General features: G+C 50.1%; 17 protein-coding genes and 1 other RNA gene. 2 read left to right on the top strand and 16 right to left on the bottom strand.

The features are described 5' to 3' along the window. Positions 1-4: 4 nt before the first annotated feature. Positions 5-304: a hypothetical protein gene (locus ACLPHM_RS06065; RefSeq protein ID WP_430220353.1), complete on the bottom strand. Its 300-nt coding sequence runs from the start codon at positions 302-304 to the stop codon at positions 5-7. 399 nt (positions 305-703) lie between these two features. Beyond that, positions 704-1015 carry a hypothetical protein gene (locus tag ACLPHM_RS06070; RefSeq protein ID WP_430220354.1) on the bottom strand — a complete coding sequence of 104 codons (312 nt, stop codon included), beginning with the start codon at positions 1013-1015 and terminating at the stop codon, positions 704-706. Between the two features lie 232 nt (positions 1016-1247). Here ACLPHM_RS06070 and ACLPHM_RS06075 point away from each other — a divergent pair, with 232 nt between their 5' ends. After that, complete coding sequence (locus tag ACLPHM_RS06075) at positions 1248-1466, top strand: hypothetical protein (protein ID WP_430220355.1); 219 nt, start codon at positions 1248-1250, stop codon at positions 1464-1466. A 262-nt stretch (positions 1467-1728) separates the two neighbouring features. Then, positions 1729-2982 (top strand): tyrosine-type recombinase/integrase, encoded by a 1254-nt coding sequence (locus tag ACLPHM_RS06080; RefSeq protein ID WP_430220356.1) that lies wholly within the window; start codon positions 1729-1731, stop codon positions 2980-2982. A gap of 82 nt (positions 2983-3064) precedes the next feature. Here ACLPHM_RS06080 and ssrA read toward each other — a convergent pair. The 14 genes from ssrA to ACLPHM_RS06150 form a co-directional block, all read right to left on the bottom strand. Then, positions 3065-3428, bottom strand: a transfer-messenger RNA (tmRNA) gene (gene ssrA, locus ACLPHM_RS06085). A 73-nt stretch (positions 3429-3501) separates the two neighbouring features. Further along, complete coding sequence (locus ACLPHM_RS06090; protein ID WP_430220357.1) at positions 3502-4014, bottom strand: hypothetical protein; 513 nt, start codon at positions 4012-4014, stop codon at positions 3502-3504. Positions 4015-4466: 452 nt separating this feature from the next. Then, positions 4467-5264 carry a DeoR/GlpR family DNA-binding transcription regulator gene (locus tag ACLPHM_RS06095; RefSeq protein ID WP_430220358.1) on the bottom strand — a complete coding sequence of 266 codons (798 nt, stop codon included), beginning with the start codon at positions 5262-5264 and terminating at the stop codon, positions 4467-4469. A gap of 233 nt (positions 5265-5497) precedes the next feature. Continuing rightward, positions 5498-6778 carry a Zn-dependent hydrolase gene (locus ACLPHM_RS06100; protein WP_430220359.1) on the bottom strand — a complete coding sequence of 427 codons (1281 nt, stop codon included), beginning with the start codon at positions 6776-6778 and terminating at the stop codon, positions 5498-5500. Next, positions 6775-8145 (bottom strand): dihydroorotase, encoded by a 1371-nt coding sequence (locus tag ACLPHM_RS06105; protein WP_430220360.1) that lies wholly within the window; start codon positions 8143-8145, stop codon positions 6775-6777. The genes ACLPHM_RS06100 and ACLPHM_RS06105 overlap by 4 nt, the downstream gene beginning before the upstream one ends. A 27-nt stretch (positions 8146-8172) precedes the next feature. Then, positions 8173-9540 carry an amidohydrolase family protein gene (locus tag ACLPHM_RS06110; protein ID WP_430220361.1) on the bottom strand — a complete coding sequence of 456 codons (1368 nt, stop codon included), beginning with the start codon at positions 9538-9540 and terminating at the stop codon, positions 8173-8175. A gap of 88 nt (positions 9541-9628) precedes the next feature. Beyond that, positions 9629-10534, bottom strand: coding sequence for a polysaccharide deacetylase family protein (locus ACLPHM_RS06115; RefSeq protein WP_430220362.1), 906 nt, complete (start codon positions 10532-10534; stop codon positions 9629-9631). Continuing rightward, a complete protein-coding gene (locus ACLPHM_RS06120; RefSeq protein WP_430220363.1) occupies positions 10521-11051 on the bottom strand; it encodes an ureidoglycolate lyase in 531 nt (176 codons plus the stop codon). Before ACLPHM_RS06120 ends, ACLPHM_RS06115 begins: the two co-directional genes overlap by 14 nt. Beyond that, positions 11041-11715: a GntR family transcriptional regulator gene (locus ACLPHM_RS06125; RefSeq protein ID WP_430220364.1), complete on the bottom strand. Its 675-nt coding sequence runs from the start codon at positions 11713-11715 to the stop codon at positions 11041-11043. Before ACLPHM_RS06125 ends, ACLPHM_RS06120 begins: the two co-directional genes overlap by 11 nt. An 89-nt stretch (positions 11716-11804) precedes the next feature. After that, entirely contained in the window at positions 11805-13364 is a 1560-nt protein-coding gene (locus ACLPHM_RS06130; RefSeq protein ID WP_430220365.1) for an amidohydrolase family protein, read from the bottom strand. Then, positions 13361-14959: an ABC transporter substrate-binding protein gene (locus tag ACLPHM_RS06135; protein WP_430220366.1), complete on the bottom strand. Its 1599-nt coding sequence runs from the start codon at positions 14957-14959 to the stop codon at positions 13361-13363. Before ACLPHM_RS06135 ends, ACLPHM_RS06130 begins: the two co-directional genes overlap by 4 nt. A 28-nt stretch (positions 14960-14987) precedes the next feature. Beyond that, positions 14988-16586: an ABC transporter substrate-binding protein gene (locus ACLPHM_RS06140; RefSeq protein ID WP_430220367.1), complete on the bottom strand. Its 1599-nt coding sequence runs from the start codon at positions 16584-16586 to the stop codon at positions 14988-14990. A gap of 22 nt (positions 16587-16608) precedes the next feature. After that, the gene (locus tag ACLPHM_RS06145) at positions 16609-17589 is read right to left on the bottom strand and encodes an oligopeptide/dipeptide ABC transporter ATP-binding protein (protein ID WP_430220368.1); all 981 of its coding nucleotides are present in this window, start codon (positions 17587-17589) and stop codon (positions 16609-16611) included. Beyond that, positions 17586-18575 carry an ABC transporter ATP-binding protein gene (locus tag ACLPHM_RS06150; protein ID WP_430220369.1) on the bottom strand — a complete coding sequence of 330 codons (990 nt, stop codon included), beginning with the start codon at positions 18573-18575 and terminating at the stop codon, positions 17586-17588. Before ACLPHM_RS06150 ends, ACLPHM_RS06145 begins: the two co-directional genes overlap by 4 nt.

The raw sequence follows: 18575 nt of genomic DNA on the forward strand, positions 1-18575 counted from the left end.
CACCCTATGCATCTAAGGATGTTTCCTTAGCGTTTGATCTAGTTTTCAAAACATCTGGAAGCGCCACTGTAATAAGCTCGCTATCGCTATGACCAAGCCTATCTAAAACGACAGAATGAATAGCCTCTTTGTGCACGGCATAGGCCTCTAAGCACATTTCGCCATTACGTAGCTCTTTCCCGACAATTCTTTCCAGAGCGTAAAGCGATATTTGTACTGTGACTTTTTGATGCTCTGCCGTATGAAAAGCAAAGACGATACGAGCTGGGCTTATTTGGTACTTAACAAACTCGTCCTCAATCATGAGGTCCTCCTTTTCAATACACAGAGTCTCGTACATTATGAATTTCGCCAGCAGATGAATAGTCTACAACATTACCCTCACGGCTTGTCAGACGTGGTGTTTCCCCTAGTCCCTTCTTTTTCTCCACTTCTTCAATAGGAAGAAAATAAACAGAACGAAAAAATAGAACACAAACACCACTACAAAAAGTGGCAAAAACTCTTAACCAAAAAAACAACCACTGACTGAGATGGAACATAAAGCCCCCTGCAACTCAAGGTCTCAAAGTCAAATCTTAATACCAACCTAACAATATGTTACCCACACTTTATGCCTACAAGTGAAACATTGGTGCTTTCGTCATAAAAAAAAGCATCAAAATATGATGCCTTTAAACGAGAAAATCTACGTTTTCTCCACCTATAAAAAGTGACGTTTAGAGATACCAGTCCTTGCTTTTTTATCGCCAATCTTCCATAAGCCTTTTATTAGCCTAGACATCAGGCTTTCTCTGTGCGACTCCTGTTGTGACTTTTGTTGCAACACGAATCGTTGGATTTGTTCTTTATGGGCGTAGTACGTATCTATGCAACCCTGAATACTCAATGGCTTTCCAGCCAATACCTCCAATCTTTCGCGGGCCACCCACCCCCATAACTTCTCACCTGAAACAAGGAATGTAAACACCACCCCGGGAGGATCATCCTCATATTTCGCTACTAACGTCTGCATACTCACCTCTTGCAACCAAATATTTGCCCTGAGTACATATCCGGGCAGCAGCATAAATGAAGGGGTTATTTTGATTTAAATGCGCGACTTAAAACCTCAACTGTAAGGTTCATGAATAGTCTACCTAGCAGCTTTTTGTACACCGCACACCAAATGTAACGAAATACAAACCCTTCCCCAGCACGGACACAGACTAACACCCCGCAAATGCGGGGTTTTTACTGGAAATAATATGAACAAACCAACAATCATTGAAGCACGCATCACTGATCCTGCAACAAAAGTATCCCTAGATGCAGTAATGGCACTAGTTAAACAGGGTATTCCATTTGTTGCCGTGCCATGCGTAACAACAGAGCAAGTAGATGCAGCGGTGACTCTAGGAGAAAAGCACTGGCAAGAGATTATGTCCACGCCCCACGTGAGGCAACCAGGAGCTTGCTCGCATTAGAAGCAATGGCTATTACCTCCCCCACTACAGACGCAACTACACACCCGGCATAAGCCGGGTTTTTGTTGGAGATAACAATGATTAATAGCGCCCTTGCCCCGGCGACGCAGGAGCCTGTTAACCCACCAATCCAGATCAAGTGGGTCAAGCTCGACAAATACTGCGAGCTTTCAGGTGATACAAAACAGGCCGTATACTTCCGTCGCAAAACTCGCGTATGGAAAGAAGGCGTTCATCTACGGAAAGACCCGCAAAACAGGCTGTGGGTGAACTTAGAAGAGGTAGAAAATTGGCTACTGCAAAGCACAAATACAAGCTGCCAAAAGGGGTCACAATACGTTCACTTGTAACGGGTGAGCGGCTTCAAATTGCATTCACCTATAACGGCGTTCAGTGCAGAGAGCTTCTGCCTGAACAGAACATCACCAAAGCATATATAGACTATGCAAATGGTATCCGCTTAGAAATAAACCGGAAGATCACTGACGGTTCCTTCAACTATGAGGATTTTTTCCCTGAATCAGCACGCGTTGAAGAATTCTCACCTGAGCGGAAAAAGCATCTAATGGCCACACTTTTTGAAAAGCAGCTCAGCCATTACGGGCAGCAAGCTTTAAACGGTACTATTTCCCCATCCACCCATCTTGGCTACAAAAAAATAATAGATGGCAGGCTCGCCCCCAAATGGGGTGGGCACTTCATTACAGAAATTACGCCATCTGAACTCAGGCAATGGATTGCGGGACTCAGCGTAACCGCTAAAACCGCTAGAAATATTCTATCCCCCCTGCGCTCAATCTTTGATGATGCGGTGAATGATGAAATTATCGACTTCAACCCGCTGGATAGGATTGCCCTGTCCAAAATCCTACGTCAAACATCGAAGAAATCCGAGTATGAGGTGGATCCGTTCGACATCAACGAAACAGAAGCACTGATTAAACATGCGCGCCTAGACGAAAGGCCATTTATCCAATTCTGGCTAGCCACAGGTTTGCGTACAGGTGAAATGCTGGCCTTACCATGGAGAAATGTTGACTGGATCAATAAGACAATGCGGATTGATACAAACATCGTCACTGGCATTGTTGATGGAAAGACAGCGCAAGTCGAGAAAGCACCAAAGACCGCAGCCGGTATTCGTGACGTGATGCTGTCCGAAAGCGCTTTACAGGCTCTTCGTAATCAAAAGCCCGCGAGCTTTCTTGCTGATGATCGAGTGTGGATTAACCCGAGAACCGGCGAGCCATGGACTACTGAATCACAAATCCGTAAAACCCTATGGGCACCACTTTGCAAACGTGCCGGCGTTCGATACCGAAACGCCTACCAAATGCGGCACACGTTCGCCAGCACCCTGCTCACAAACGGAGCCAACCCGTTTTGGCTTGCCAGCCAAATGGGGCATGAAGATGTTGAAATGGTGTTCCGTGTTTACGGCAAATGGATAGACTCAAACTATCAGAAAACCATTGCCCAAACTGATCGGTGTGAAATCGGTGTGAAATCGGTGTGAAACGCTACACTACACTGCACTAAAAAAGCCGGGTTATTAGCCCGGCTTTCTTAGCCTTCCCCTAGTGTGGGGTAGTGTGTTGTGGTGGAGCCGGCGGGAATTGAACCCGCGTCCGCAAGCCCTCTACAGGCAGTTCTACATGTTTAGTTGATATATTTTAGAATTTAACCTCGGATTATGCCCATCAACAGGCCTTTCCTTAGCGATTCGCTTAGATTTAAAACTTGATTGAGCGAACCAACCAAATTCGATTTCTTGTAAGTGACGCTGCTGTTAGTTGCCTAACCTAACCCAAGAACAAATTAGTGCAGCGGCAAAGCCGCTTAAGCGGCTAGTGCGAAACGCTCTTCGTTTGCGTTTAAAGTTTTCCAGTGGATTTACGAGCTTACTGGTGCTCGACATGCCCTGCTCTGCTTCGCGACCCACGTCGAAGCCAGATCGGCCCCAAATGTTCGTTTATGCAGTACTTCCTAGTATACATGCTTAGCCCCATTGGCGCCAAACTCTGCAACAATATTTTTACTCTGTTGCCGCACCACTCTCTTGCCAATCCAAACTCATCATTTCCCATGCATCGTCGTCTTTGCGGTAACGCACATTGGCGGTAAATACGGCTTTGTCGCTACGGCCTGTTTCTATGATGACGCGGTCTGCGGGCGCTTGAATGATGAACTCACACTCTCTGACCATTTTGGAATCATGCGTAGGCACAAACGCAAACGATAAGGTCATGGTGGATTTGCTAGCATCACGCACCAATATCTGTGTCGCTTTATACGCTTCCAATACATCAGTACAGCGTGTTTCTTGTACAGCTAAGGCGCGTTCTTGTTGTGCTTCTGGGCTGTCGTAATACATGTTGTACCAAAACACACACAACAATAATGCCACCGCTGCAACGCCACCGTGCATCCAAGCACGTTTACGTTGTTCAGCATTTATATCGGCCACACCGAACAGGATACCGCCGGAGCGTATCAAAACATAGATAGAGTACAACCCTATCGCACCCGCCACTATTAGACCAATCATAAATCACCAAAATTCAAAAAAGGAATCGTAGCAAGTAGTTTACCTGTGTCTCTGCCCGTACCACCACCATCCCTGTTTTTTCTCGCGTTTCTTGCGCGAACGCAAATAGTCTTACCGAATATAGGGGTGATTGTTGCGATAATACTTAAAAATAGTTACAACTCTTTTAGATGTCAAACGTTAACGAAAGCAAAGTTTTCTGATGTAATACAAACATCTACTAATGCAACGTTATGTAGACATTTGTAGCCACTGAAGACCCTATGTAGCACCTAGTATTTATTGCTCCACCTTGGAAACATTGTTAAATATTTGGGGGAACATCATGATGGATCTTATTCACCTAAGCACAGATCTGCTCCCTGCTATTCTGATTGCTTCAGGTTCCACAATTGTGCTGGTCTTACTGCTCAGCCGGGATTACTGACCTATAGGTCAACTGCGCATTTTACTTACGCGCATAAACGAGCATCGGCTACTTGGACTGCAACATTTGCTTGTACCATTGCATCAGCTAGCCACTCTGGTAAGGCTTCATTACAAATGAAGCCAGTAAACGCTATAGCTTTGCATACCCTGATATTTGCTTTAGCGTTGTGCCGCACTTGAGAAGATAAAGCAATGACTTTATCCGTCAGCTCTATTACCCCCTGCTTTAACGCTACGTCGCTGAGATCCTCTTGCATGACGGTGCCCTCGTCATCAAAGGCTTGCACACTCATAAAAGCGATATCGTAGTGAAACATGCGCACAATACTCATGACCAAATCGCCTTGGGCAATAAACATGCCGCGTTTGGCGATGCGCTTTACAGAGCCACCAGGAATAATCGCTTCGATCACAGGACTCGCACTGAGACGCTGTGCAATGTCTAGGTTATTACTGACTACCCTGCAACGCTTCTGACTAGCCAATAAGGCCGAGGCCACCGCATTGCTTTCTTCGCCAGAGTCTAAATAGACCGTCATGCCCGGCTGTATATGATTGACAGCCAATTCTGCCAAATGACGTAACGAGCTATCCCGCTCAGCCGGTAACTGCTGAAAGGTTTTGGCAGCCATCATGGCTCCGCCATGGCAACGCTCTACCAACCCTCGCTCGGCCAAGTAGCTGAAATCACGGCGAATGGTTTGCTGTGACGTATTAAAATGCGCAGCCAATGCCTCTATCGTTACGTAACCGCGATGCTGGATCATCTCCAAGATGCTGGTACGACGAAGATTTAACGAAGGAGGAACAGCAGGCAGCATAACAAACCCAGATCTTCAAAATTAGTAGGCCTATCACAACCTACCTCTTGGCTTAATTCTCTACAGAATAGCACCTGAGTTTTACGTTAACTTCATCAATCAAACGCCAACATCCCGCACTCTTTATGTAAATGCCCTCAGAATCAGTGCCTTGAACGCAAATAGCGGCTCTGAGCAAACCTACATACTCAGAGCCGCTATAAGTTGGTTGCTACGCCAACGAAGGCTAGCTCTTAACGATCATCAGGAAAAGTCTGCTGGTCTACTGCAAGGATACTGTGCATGAGCACTTTTAGGCCTGCCTCTAGCTCGTCTAGCTTTATGGCCTCTTCTGGGCAATGGCTACGGCCATTTAAGCAAGGAATGAACACCATGCCCGCTGGTGCAATCGCCGCCAAATACACAGCATCATGGCCCGCACCGCTGGGTAAGCGTAGCGAGTCATAGCCCAACGCTTTTGCTGAGTGCTCAATGACATCTACCACCTGTGGCGTAAACTGCGTAGGCTTACCATAGCTTACCGATTCGGCCTGCAACCCTAGCCCCAATGCCTGCAAAGCTGGCTGCACCTCAGCAAACAATTGCTCGCCATATTGCACTAAAACTTCGGCATCATTACTACGTATTTCCAGCATGAGCTCCACCTTCCCGGGTACAGCATTTGAGGAGTTCGGCGTGACGGATAAGTACCCCACGGTAGAAACCACGTAGCGCTGATCTGAGTTCATCTGGCTTGCTTTATGGTAGGTAGCCTGTATCAGCATCGCCGCCCCCACCAACGCATCTTTACGGTGTGTCATGGGAGTGGTGCCAGAGTGGTCTGGCTGCCCCGTAACCATCACTCTAAAGCGTCGTATACCTACTAGATCCGTCACGACACCAATAGGAATCTGCTGCCTTTCTAATACTGGCCCTTGCTCTATATGCAGCTCTACAAACGCATGTAGATCACCTGTTTGATACAGTGGCACAGTTAGTTTGTCTGGCGCTCCGCCCACTAAGGCGATTGCTTCTGCTAACGTACCGCCAGCCGGGGCACGCTGTGCCAGCATATCGGCACTCAACGCCCCCACCATTGCACGACTGCCTACGCATGACACCCCAAAATCACTGGGCTCCTCAGACAAGAAGTCCACCACCTCAAACGGGTGGTCTAGCTGTTCCCCACTGTCATGCAAGGCTTTCGCGACTTCAATGCCTGCCAACACACCAATGATGCCGTCATACCTACCACCATCAAACACAGTATCAGAATGTGAGCCCGTCATAATCGCTTTAGCATGAGGCTGCTTGCCTTCTAAGCGTCCGATCAAGTTTCCACCGCTGTCTATACGCACAGACAATCCAGCCTGTTGCATTTGTTCGGTCAGCCATTGTCGTGAAGCAATAAAGCGGGGACTAAATGCTCGACGTGTCCACGGGCGCTCTGGGTCGGTAAAGGTAGATAGCGTCTCTAAGCGTTGCCATAACCGTTGGCTGCTTAGCACTTGCAAGGCGACATGTTGACTGCTCATGACACGACTCCAGCACGGTGTGGTCGTATGAACTGACCATCACCTGCTTGATTACAAATGTTGCGACCATCCCAGACCAGTTGTCCACGCAAGAACGTCGCTGCCACTTTCACCATAAACTCACGGCCCTCAAACGAGCTCCACGTCACAGCCGATAAGCTTGTCGATGGATCAAAGGCATAACGCTCTTGATCAAGAATCACGAAGTCTGCATCGGCACCAGGGTTCAAATGCCCTTTACGATGCTCTAACAAGAAATGCTTCGCAGGCCCTTCGCACAACAATTGCACCACCATCGTGGGGGATAAACCGTGCTCTATACACCCCGTCCACAACGCCGGCAGCAAGGTTTCCAAACCTGGACCACCTGAGGAATTCTTAAACACATTAGGGTTGGACTTACGCTCTAAGCCCCAACTCACGTGATCGGACGACACAAATGTACATTCGCCATTTCCAATGTGCGTCCACAGTTTTTCTACCTCAGCTTTAGGCCGTATAGGCGGGTAATGCTTAGTCAATGCACCAAAGCGCTTGGTATGTTCTTCATGGTTCAGCATTAAATACTGCACGCAGGTTTCTATACTGGCTGCTGTACCCGCACGCTTATACATGTTGCACAGCTCAAAGCCTCGTGACAACGATACGTGTACCGCATGAGCGCGTGCCCCCGTCAACGCACCCAACTCATAAATCGTTGCCGTGGCCAAGTTCTCTACCAATGGTGGGTGCGCACGTAAAAACGCATCCCAACCGGTATCACCTTCTTCGGTCATACGCAGGATATTTTTACGGGTAATTTCCTGATTTTGATTATGCACCCCGCAGGCCAAGCCTGACGGAGCAATCAACCGGAAGGCCTCATAGAGCACGTCTTCCTCTACACGAGGGAATCGATTGGGGCTGGCCTCAAAGGTAGAGAACTTAAACGCGCATGCTCCACCTTCAATCAGCCCTGGAATAGCCTCTAACCCATGCTCATTATTTAAGGTGGCGTATGCCGCCACATCCACATGACTGTCTTGTTCAATCAGCTGTATTTTTCTATCTAGCTGAGGGCGTGAGGCCACGGGCTCTGGATCGTCATACGGCATTTCCACCATTGTCGTCACACCACCCGCCGCCGCTGCTCTAGAAGCCATACCTATGCCTTCTTGATTCGCTTGGCTGCCGGAATGCACCTGACCATCTAACACACCGGGGATTACCCACCTGCCACGCGCATCGATAAAATCGCGTGCAGACGGCACATTATTAGCCTCGCCAATAGCCTCTACTTTGCCCTCACGTATCGCAAACCAGCCATCAAAACGAATGCGATCCGCCCCCACAATATTGCCCTGTACTACTACATCAAAATCACTCATGTCTGTCTCCTGATTAGTGTGTTTGGCTTAGCGTGGTGCGCGTAATGAAGGCAAAGCAGCATTGCTGGCGAGCAAGCGCTCCCATGCTTGTGCAGTCGCTTGTTCAGCCTGTTCTAATACGTCTGACTCATTCATGCTCAAGACCTTTCCGTCACGCATCAGGAACTTCCCACCCACCATGACCGAATCCACCACACCGGGGTCGGCATAGTGCACGATGTTGGAGACGATTTGATTCACTGGTCGCATACGTGCATGTTCCAAACTAATAAAGGTCAGGTCTGCCAACTTGCCTTCCTCTATAGAACCTAGCTCGTTCAAACGACCTAAAGCCTTTGCCCCATTACGCGTGGCGCAATCGAGGATTTCTTGTGGTTGAGGTGTCACGCCACCGCCTGCACTACCCCTATGCACCACAATGCCGAACTGCATCGCTTTGAACATGTCTTCGGTCATGTTGTCAGTACCAAAGGCGATATTCACCCCCTGTTTCATGGCATACCCCACCTTCACTTGGTGTGGACCACGTCGGGATGAGTTAGCAGGGCAATGCGCCATGTGCACGCCTTGGCGAGCCAAAACATCGATGTCTTCTTCTGTGCAATGTGACCAGTGCGCTGCTGTTAGATCGGTGTCCAGCCATCCGTTATCCAACAAATACCCCACCGACGTTTTTCCAGTCAGTTGATGTATTTGTTTAAGCTCGGCACGTGATTGAGCCAAATGCACATTGCGTTTTACGTCATGCTTATGTGCAATGGCCAACAACTCTTTCAGCATCCATGGCGAACAATTATCGGGCGCATGCGACGCCACCTGACAATGAATGCGCCCACCCTCTGCACCGTGATAACGCTCAATCAGTGCTTCGGTTCTGTCTAAATATTGCTGTCCCCAATCTCGATCGTAGTGATACTCGCCTGTCGCCATTTTGAGATTATGTGCATCGGCTCCCAGCTCACTAAACACCACACGCAATCCAGTATTCACAACCTCATCCGCATAACTGCCTACAAATCGGCTGGAATCGCTCACCGTTGTGGTGCCAGAGCGCAAAGCTTCCAATGCCCCTAACTTCGCCATAGCGGCACGTTCCTCGGGGGTCATGATGAAGGTAATAGGCCCCATATAGCCATAAATCACCTCCCCCATGTAGTCCTCGATCGTGCCGCGCATCACCGTCAACACCAAGTGTGTGTGCGAGTTAATAAACCCTGGCAACAGGGCTTTACCTGTGGCGTCCACACGTTCTAGGTTGGGATAGCGCGCCAAAATATCGTCAGACGTCCCTACTGCAGCGATCTTGCCATCTACCACGGCTACCGCGCCGTCATTGATAATGCTGCCCTGCTGATCACACTGGACTAAGGTTGCCCCATGAATTACGTATGCCATGTCTGTCTCCTTTTTTTAGGGCGCAAAACGCCCTCCCGCCTTTTTTGGGATATCTATGCTTCAAAAAAATCAGTACCGCTAGGAAAGATTAGGAAGGGGGATGTACCGCCATCCAATGTCGTGCAATGTCTGCACGCCTACATACCCACACATCAGGTTTAGTGGCGATGTAATCCAGAAAGCGCGCCAAACCCGCTGCACGACCTGCATGTCCGGCCACACGCAAGTGCAGCCCTACCGACATCATGCGTGGCGTGTGTGCAGATTCTTCATACAGAAAATCAAACGCATCACGTAACGCTGTATAAAAATCCGACCCCGATGCTAAGGCCCCGCGCATGAACTTGGTATCGTTATTCACCAAGCTATACGGCACCACCAGATGCGGTTGTTGCTGCACCGTTACCCAATAGGGCAAATCATCGTTATAGGCATCGGAGTCATATATCAACCCACCCTGTTCTACAACAAGGCGTCTGGTATTTGGACTGGGACCATAACGGCAATACCACCCCTCGGCATCCCTACCCAAACTTTGCTGTATTAACACCAAGGCCTGCTGAATACGAGCACGCTCATCTTCCGCCGATAAGCCTTGATGATGTTCCCAGCGCAAGCCATGCGCACATACGTCGTAGCCACGTTCATTGATACGCTCACACGCTTGAGGATGCCTGGCCAACGCTTGTGCACAGGCCATTACCGTAGCTGTCATGCCGCGATCTGCCAGTATCCTATCCAAACGCCAAAACCCTACACGGCTGCCATACTCAAACATGGATTCAGCGGCTAAATCACGCTGACCTGCCACACCTGCACCACCTTCCGTTAATGCAGACTCCGTAATGTTGTCGCCATCCAGAACGGAAAGCTCCGCCCCTTCTTCGAAGTTCAAACAAAAATTAATCGCTAACCGTGCGCCGCCTGGCCACTGTGCTTGCGGTGGCTGCGCGCCATAGCCTATAAAGTCCCGAACTGCCTCATGCTCGTTCATGTACCTTTGCCTCCCGCAACAAACCTGACTGGTCATGGATTTCTATAGGCTGCGCCAAGTCCATAAACACATCGTCCTCACCTTTGCCGGTCAGGCTCATCACCACGATAAAGTCAGCTTCATCATCCAAAATAGTCAGGCCGTGATGCCACACATTGCGGGCATAACACACCCCCTGGCCGGGGCCTGCCGCAAATACTTTCAAGGTAGATAAATCTGGGCTGCCATCCCCTTGTGCCGCACACACCACCACCAAATGGCGAAATTCTCGTGTAGGCAAAAAGGTTTGCGCAGAATACGGATGGCGCTCTAAGTGACGCACCAACATCGGTAAATCTCTACGCCCTTTCACTCGACGCAACCATAAGCTAGGCGAGGTTAAATCGCAGGCTCGGTCAAATGCCTCTGGCACATAATGCCTGCCCGGTACGCCGCCGTATTCAATCACCCGACCATAAGGGCGAAACAGCTCTGCGGATAAGGGCTCTACTTGTACTGCTCGCAATTTATCTGTCATGTTGTACGCCCACTCCAAAAGCAGCTAAAAACCCATCCCGTATATTGTCCAAGTGCTTCAGCACACTGGTATGTACGGCTTCGCGATTGCGATCAATCATGGCCTGTACGATGCTCAAGTGCTCATCATCGGCATGATCACCACGCCCAGGCACACGTTCAATGTTGGACACGCGTATACGTTTTCTGGCCTGCTCCAGCACATCAGCCAATGAACGATTACTGCAAAACTCGGTGATCAGATCATGCACGTCATCCCCCTTGCGCCAACTTTCTGGACCACCTTGATCCATCACATGTGGGTTGCTTAGCTCTTCCTTCAAGTTATGTAAGCGTTGTTGCGGAATACGCTCTACGGCCAGCATGGCGGCTTCGGGCTCTAGTAAACGTCTGATATACAGCAGCTCTAGAACTTCGCCCACACCAATTTCCCGCACCACCATTGCACCATTGGCCAAACGCACCAGATAGCCCTCCCCTAACAGTCGACTCAATGCGCTGCGTAGTGGAGTGCGTGACACACTCAATGCCTCAGACAACCGGCGCTCATCCAACACATCACCCGGAACGAGTTCGCGATTTTCAATCCAGTTCAACACATCGCGATAAGTACGTTCCGTAGCGCTTACGGTTGCCGTCGGCACAATTTTGGTTTTTTCACTCACTACTTTCTCTCTTTTTCTTGAGGTCCCATCTACACTGGGAAATTATTCTGATCTGTCTCTGTCAGCCCCACGTGCCTTGATTCTCCTACTCAATCAATGGCTCGATAAGGCCAGTGTTTTTTTCCACAATCCGCACAGTAGTGCGCATAAAACGTCTGCACATGCGGCAACAACGCCTCGGACAACGCATGACGCTCTTGTTCTGCCTGCGTGAGCGGTTGCTTGAGTTGCTCAGCCAAGGTCTGCAACACGGCTTGCTGATCCACATTCACGAAACGCTTACCCGCGTAAATCACCTGACCATTCACCACCACAGTGTCCACCGCTTCACGCTGTGCTCGATGAATAACAGCATCCACCACACTCGTTACCGGGTCCAAATACGGATAGCGCAACATCGCATCGTTAATAAGCACCACATCAGCCGCCATCCCTACTGCCAACACACCGATTTCTGATGCAAACGGTGTGCTGTTTGCACCCCCTTGCGTTGCCATCTGCAAGACATCTTCCGCGCTAGGTACATCGTTGTTATCCATGCCAGCCACTCGGTGCAAATGCTTCACCAACCGCATTTCTTGCAGCATGTCACGGTCTTCGTTGATGCCCGCTTCGTCTATACCCAAGGCAACCGAAATACCCCGTTTGTGGAATTGTCTCCAAGGGGCAATGCCACTGCGCAAACGCAAGTTAGAACTAGCATTGGTGCAGATGCCCACACCACGCTCAGCGAGTAAGTCTAGCTCGTCTTCCTCTAGCCATACGCCATGACCCAACGTCATCCGTGGATTCAGCAAACCGAACTTATCCAGATACTTGACGGCTGAGCCTCCGGTGCGGCGTCGAGCATACTCCCACTGATAGCGGGTTTCCAACAAGTGCATATGCATACCTGCCTGGTGTGTTTCCGAGCAGGCAGCAACACGTTCCAACGCCTGATCTGAACACCAATGCAAGTTTACTGGCGCTAGCTGTATACGTGCCAAAGGATGTTGTTTATAACGCTGAAGCAGGGTTTCAAAAAGCCTGAAGTTGTCTTCCAATGGCATTTGCTGCGCGTGCGACCACTGTCGGAATGAATCCGCCAACCCTGCTGGTAGCCGTTGTGCAAATTGCTCGTCAGCCTCATACACCAAACGGTTTTGATCCCGTATGCCATAGGAGTATGACACTCGCATACCCAGCTTGGCATACGCCCCTATCACTTTGTCGGCATACTCTCCTATCTGGCTAATGGGCGGCAACACCCGACCATGCAAGTGCTGCACAGTCGTCACGCCAGATGCCACCAACTCAAAGGCGGAATACAAGGTATCCAGTTCAATATCTACGGTACGAGCCCGTATACGATGCGCCAGCCATAACTCTAGCGGCAGATCAGGCGACCCTAGCTGAAAAGGCGTCATACCCACATGATGATGCCCATTCACAAGCCCAGGAATCACCACATAGCTACCATCGCCCACCACTGGAACCTCTGGATAACGTGCGCGTAATTGCTCCCAAGAGCCCAGGGCGACAATGCGCCCTGACTCTTGATACAGCGCAGCATTTTCCAGTAGCTCCACCTGATTGCGACCCGTTACCTTACAAATAATGTAACGTCCGCGCACCAATGAGGCTGATGAAAAAGTCTGTGCAGTCGTCATTTTTTCTTAACCGTTTCCAAATGCCATGCCAACCCGAAAGAGGAAGGAGTCCAGCTTTTCACTCTCGGCCCCACTGCGGTCACTTCGTAACGCAGTGCCACGGGATAACTATTGAATTCACCATATAGCTGATGGTTCAACTGCTTAAGCTCGGCATCCAGTTCTTCTAACGTGGTCAATGAGATGAGCTTGTCCCATTCCGCATCTATCTTCGGTAAGTTCCAGTACCCCTGAATCAAACCACCCTTTTCTTGGCTAATAATCCCCACACGTAGTGCTGGAATCACTGAAGGACGTGGCGCGCCTGCATCTAAGTACAAGTGCGCACCGTAATTGGTTTCCCACTGCTGCGGACTAGAGGCATAACGCGGTCTAAACGCACCAAACTCCATGGGGGTGACTTCTGTTTTGAAACCCGCCGCACGCAAGTAACCATCCACTAAATCCATGATTTCCGGTGCTTCTGGCATCGCATTGGTACGTACCGACCACAACTTCACAGGCGTACCGTCGTAGCCGATTTTCTTGAGTAGCTCGGCAGCACGTTGCGGATCGTATTTGTAAGGTTCAAGCGCAGGGTCATAGCCTAGTGAGCCTTCTGTCCAGTACGCTGTAGCCAAGCGCTCTGCCGTGCCTTCTGGATAGATGCTTTTCATGATGGCATCCATGTCGATGGCTCGTACCAACGCCTCGCGGAAGTCTTGCTGATGGCACAGCATTTCTTCTTGCCAGCATCCATAGAACGACAACCCTCCTTTGGATGAACCACGATTGGTCAGAATATCCAGCTTGGCTGCTTTGGCATCAATCACCTGACGAGGGTCGATAAACGCCATATCTGCTTCACCGGCACGCACCATAGACAAACGTGTGCTGGCCTGACTACGAGGAATCAAGCGCAATTCGGCAAACTCAGGAATGCGCTCTGGGTCCCAGTACGACTCATTAGCGGTCAACAGCATATCCACGCCGCGATTGAACTCGGCGAACTTCCATGGCCCAGTACCTATAGGCCCCTCTATCATCTCAAACCCCTCTGCGGTGGGCTTATAGTTGTGGCGAGGTAGTATGCGGATGTCGCCATCACGCGCGCTGAGCACAGCCATAAACGACGGGTCTGGCTCTTTTAAAACAATCTTGACGGTGTGATCATCTACCGCCGTCACACTGTCTATGACTTGCAGCAAACGGCAGAACGTACAAATGGCATCTTTGGCCACATAACGTTCGCCCAAACTAAAGACCACGTCGTCTGCCGTAAAAGGTTTGCCATCATGCCACTGCACATTAGGGCGCAAGTGAATGGTGAACACTTTGGCACCGTCTTCCATTTCCCACGACTCAGCCAAACCGCGCTCGGCAGCCAACTGCCCATTTGGAGCAGTACCAATTAGTGGCTCATTGGTATGGCCGGTATATTGCAAATCCTGGGTAGAGGTTTTGCCCATATCCAGCATTTCTCTACCAAAGTTGGGGACCACTACCGTCAGCGTACCTTCTGGAGCAGCCACGACTGGCGAGGCTTGCATCAAGGCACCTAGCGTTAAGACCGTCGCCCCTAAGAGCTTGCTCAACATAGTTAGATGTGTATTCATTTGTCTCTTCCGTATCGTTGATTTTGATTTATTTCGCATCATTGCGACGTACGGTTTCAAGGTGCCAAGCAAATCCATAAGGCGTAGGCGCCCAGCTCTGTACTCGCGGTCCGGCTACGGCTACTTGGTTACGCATCACAACAGGATGGAAGCTGTATTCACTGTACACCTGACGATTCAGATCGCGTAAGGCTGTGTCTAGTTCTTCCAATGAGGTCAACGTGGTTAAGTGATCCCATTGCTGATCCATCCACGGCATATTCCAGTAGCTTTGGATTAACCCTCCTTTTTCATGGCTAATCATGCCCACTTTCAGGTTAGGCATAATGGTGGGGCGCGGGCCTGCACCGTTCAAATACAGGTGAGCCGCATAGTTGGTTTCCCAACGTTGTGGGCTAGACGCATAACGCGGTCTAAATGCACCAAACTCCATCGGTGTGACTTCGGTTTTGAACCCTGCTGCACGTAGATAACCATCCACCAACTCGATGATCTCTGGTGCTTCAGGCATGGCATTGGTACGCACTGACCACAACTTTACGGGCGTACCGGTATAACCAATTTCTTTGAGTAGTTCGGCCGCGCGTGCTGGGTCATAGGCATAGGGTTTAAGATCAGGGTCCTCGCCCAACGAGCCTTCAGTCCAATACACCGTCGTTAACCTTTCTCCGGTGCCTTCGGGGTAAATGCTCTTGATGATGGCATCCATATCAATGGCCTTCACCATGGCCTCCCTAAAGGCTTGTTGGTGGCACAGCATTTGTTCTTGCCAACAGCCGTAGAAAGATAAGGTCCCCAATGCCGAGCCTTTGGCAACAAGCACATTAAGCCCTGCATTTTTAGCCTCTATCACCTGACGCGGATCCACAAAGGCCATATCGGCCTCACCTGCTCGCACCATGGCTAAACGGGTGCTAGGCTGACTACGAGGCACCAGCAGCAAGGTTTCAAAATCAGGCACACGCTCTGCGTCCCAATAGTCGGTATTGGCTGTCAGTTGCATTTCCATACCGCGCTCAAAAGACTTGAACTTCCACGGCCCCGTGCCTATAGGTTGGCCTACCATCTCGTAGCCACCCTCTACTTTCTGATAGCCATGACGCGGCAGCATACGTATGTCACCATCACGCGCCGTTAACACCGCCAGAAAAGCCGGGTCTGACTCTTTAAGTGTGATTTTTACCGTGTGGTCATCTACGGCTTCTACGGTCTCGATTTGCTCTAGCTGTTTGCAAAACGTGCACACCGCATCGTTGGCGACAAAACGCTCGCCCAAGCTAAACACTACGTCATCAGCCGTAAAAAGTTTGCCATCATGCCATGTCACCCCTTCACGTAAATTCAACGTGTAGGTGCGAGCGTCTTCACTCATGGACCAGCTTTTTGCCAAGCCACGTTCTGCCGATAACTTCCCTTCTACATCAGCCCCAATCAACGGCTCATGTATATGGCCGGTATATTGCAAATCTTGGGTAGAGGTTTTACCCAGGTCTAGCACTTCACGGCCAAAGTTGGGCACCACAACCGTCAAGGTACCTTCGGGTGCAGCCTGCACACCTGCTGCTGCACTCAACGAAAGGCCCGCAAAGAACAGCGCTGTAGATAGTTTTTTAAGTTTCATTGTCATGTTGTCTCCTACACCATACTGATTAGGACAATGCCTTGTCCTGCGCACCACAACGGTGGCAAGCCACCTCGTAACCTGTAGCAAGAGGCAACAGTTCTGGGCGCTCTTCCCAGCACTTTGGCATTACTACTGAACATCGCTCTGCAAACATGCATCCTGCTTTAGCCACACCTGGGGGTGGGGTGTTGTGTAGGGGTGCTGCCGAGGTGATATCCCCCGGTTTACGTATACGAGCCGCTTCAATCAATCGTGCGGTATAGGGGTGTTGCGGCGCCTTAAAGATGGCTTCGGACTCCCCCTGTTCTACGATCCGCCCCTTGTACATCACCACCACACGTGTCGCCAGAAAACGCACTGTCGCTAAATCGTGCGAGATCAGCACATACCCCATGCCTAATGACTGTTGCAGGTCTTTAAGCAAATTCATGATCTGGGCTCGTACGGATACATCCAGCGCAGACACTGGCTCATCCAGAACAATGGCACGCGGCCGCAGCGCCACGGCACGAGCAATGGCAATACGCTGACGCTGACCACCACTGAACTCATGCGGAAAGTTGTTAGCTGCCGCTTTTTCTAGCCCTACTTCATCCAAGCTCTGAAATATCGCTTTATCAATGTGCTCCTTATCAAAACCATTGATACGCATAGGCTCAGCGATGATGTCGTACACCCGCATACGAGGGTTCAACGAACTCCATGGGTCTTGAAAAACAGCTTGCACTCCAGAGCGATAACGTCGACGTAACTCGGCATTAGCACCGGCTAGGTTTTCACCTTCGAAATACACGTCTCCAGCACTGAGGTCCTCCAACCCCAATAGCATTTTGGCCGTCGTACTTTTACCGCAACCCGACTCACCTACTACTGCCACGGTTTCTTTACTGGCCACCGAAAGCGACATCTCTTCTACCGCACGGATTTCTGCCCCCTTCGTAAACACCCCTTTTCGACGGTAGGTTTTTTGTAGTTTTCTACCTTCTAGCAACGCGACTTGAGTCATAGCGCCTCCTCGTACAACCAGCAACTTACTTTTCTATTCCCAATTTGCACCTGCTCTGGCCGTTCTTTACGACAACGATCTGTCGCCTGCGGACAGCGTGGTGCAAAGGCACACCCTGGTAATGGAGCAAACACCGATGGCGGCTGCCCTTCAATAGAGAACAAGCGCTCTTCACGGCTAGAGACATCCGGCACCGATTTCAACAAGGCTTGGGTATAGGGATGCAAAGGCTTATCAAACAACTCGCCGGTTTCCGCCAGCTCAACAATGCGCCCGGCATACATCACGGCCACTTTGTCGCACATGCGGGTCACCACCCCAAAGTCGTGCGTGACCAGCAGCACACCCAATCCGGCCTCATTCTGTAGTTGCTTTAATAAGGCCAAAAACTCTTCTTGAACGGTCACATCCAGCGCTGTGGTAGGTTCATCCGCAATGATGACTTGCGGATTACCGGCCATCGCCATCGCCCCCACCACACGCTGTCGCATCCCGCCACTAAAATGGTGCGGATAAGCTCTTAGCCCTTGCGCAGGGTTAGGAATGCGCACTTTTTCTAGTAGCTCACACGCCGCTGTATGTAGTGCCTCTCCTTGCAATTGTCGGTGCAGAATCAGTGCCTCATTCATTTGCTCACCAATAGTGAGCACCGGATTTAAGGCACGCATAGGGTCCTGCAAAATCATGGCTATATGTTTGCCACGATAGGAACGCAGTTCGTCATCGCTCATTTTCAGCAAGTCATTGCCATTGAACAGTGCCTTACCGCCCGTGACTTTAGATGCAGGCTGCGGGTTCAAACGCAGCACCGACAAACAGGTCAAACTTTTACCTGAGCCAGACTCCCCCACCAGCCCTAAGGTCTGGCCGGCGTACAGCTCAAAACTCACGTCGTTTACCGCATAGCCCACACCACGTTTGCTATAGAGTCTGGTCTGCAAGTTTTCTACCGCCAATACTGGCGCTGATTTATGTTGTGTAGTCAT

It is taken from the genome of Paenalcaligenes sp. Me131 (genome assembly GCF_050487225.1).
GTDB lineage: Bacteria > Pseudomonadota > Gammaproteobacteria > Burkholderiales > Burkholderiaceae_B > Paenalcaligenes.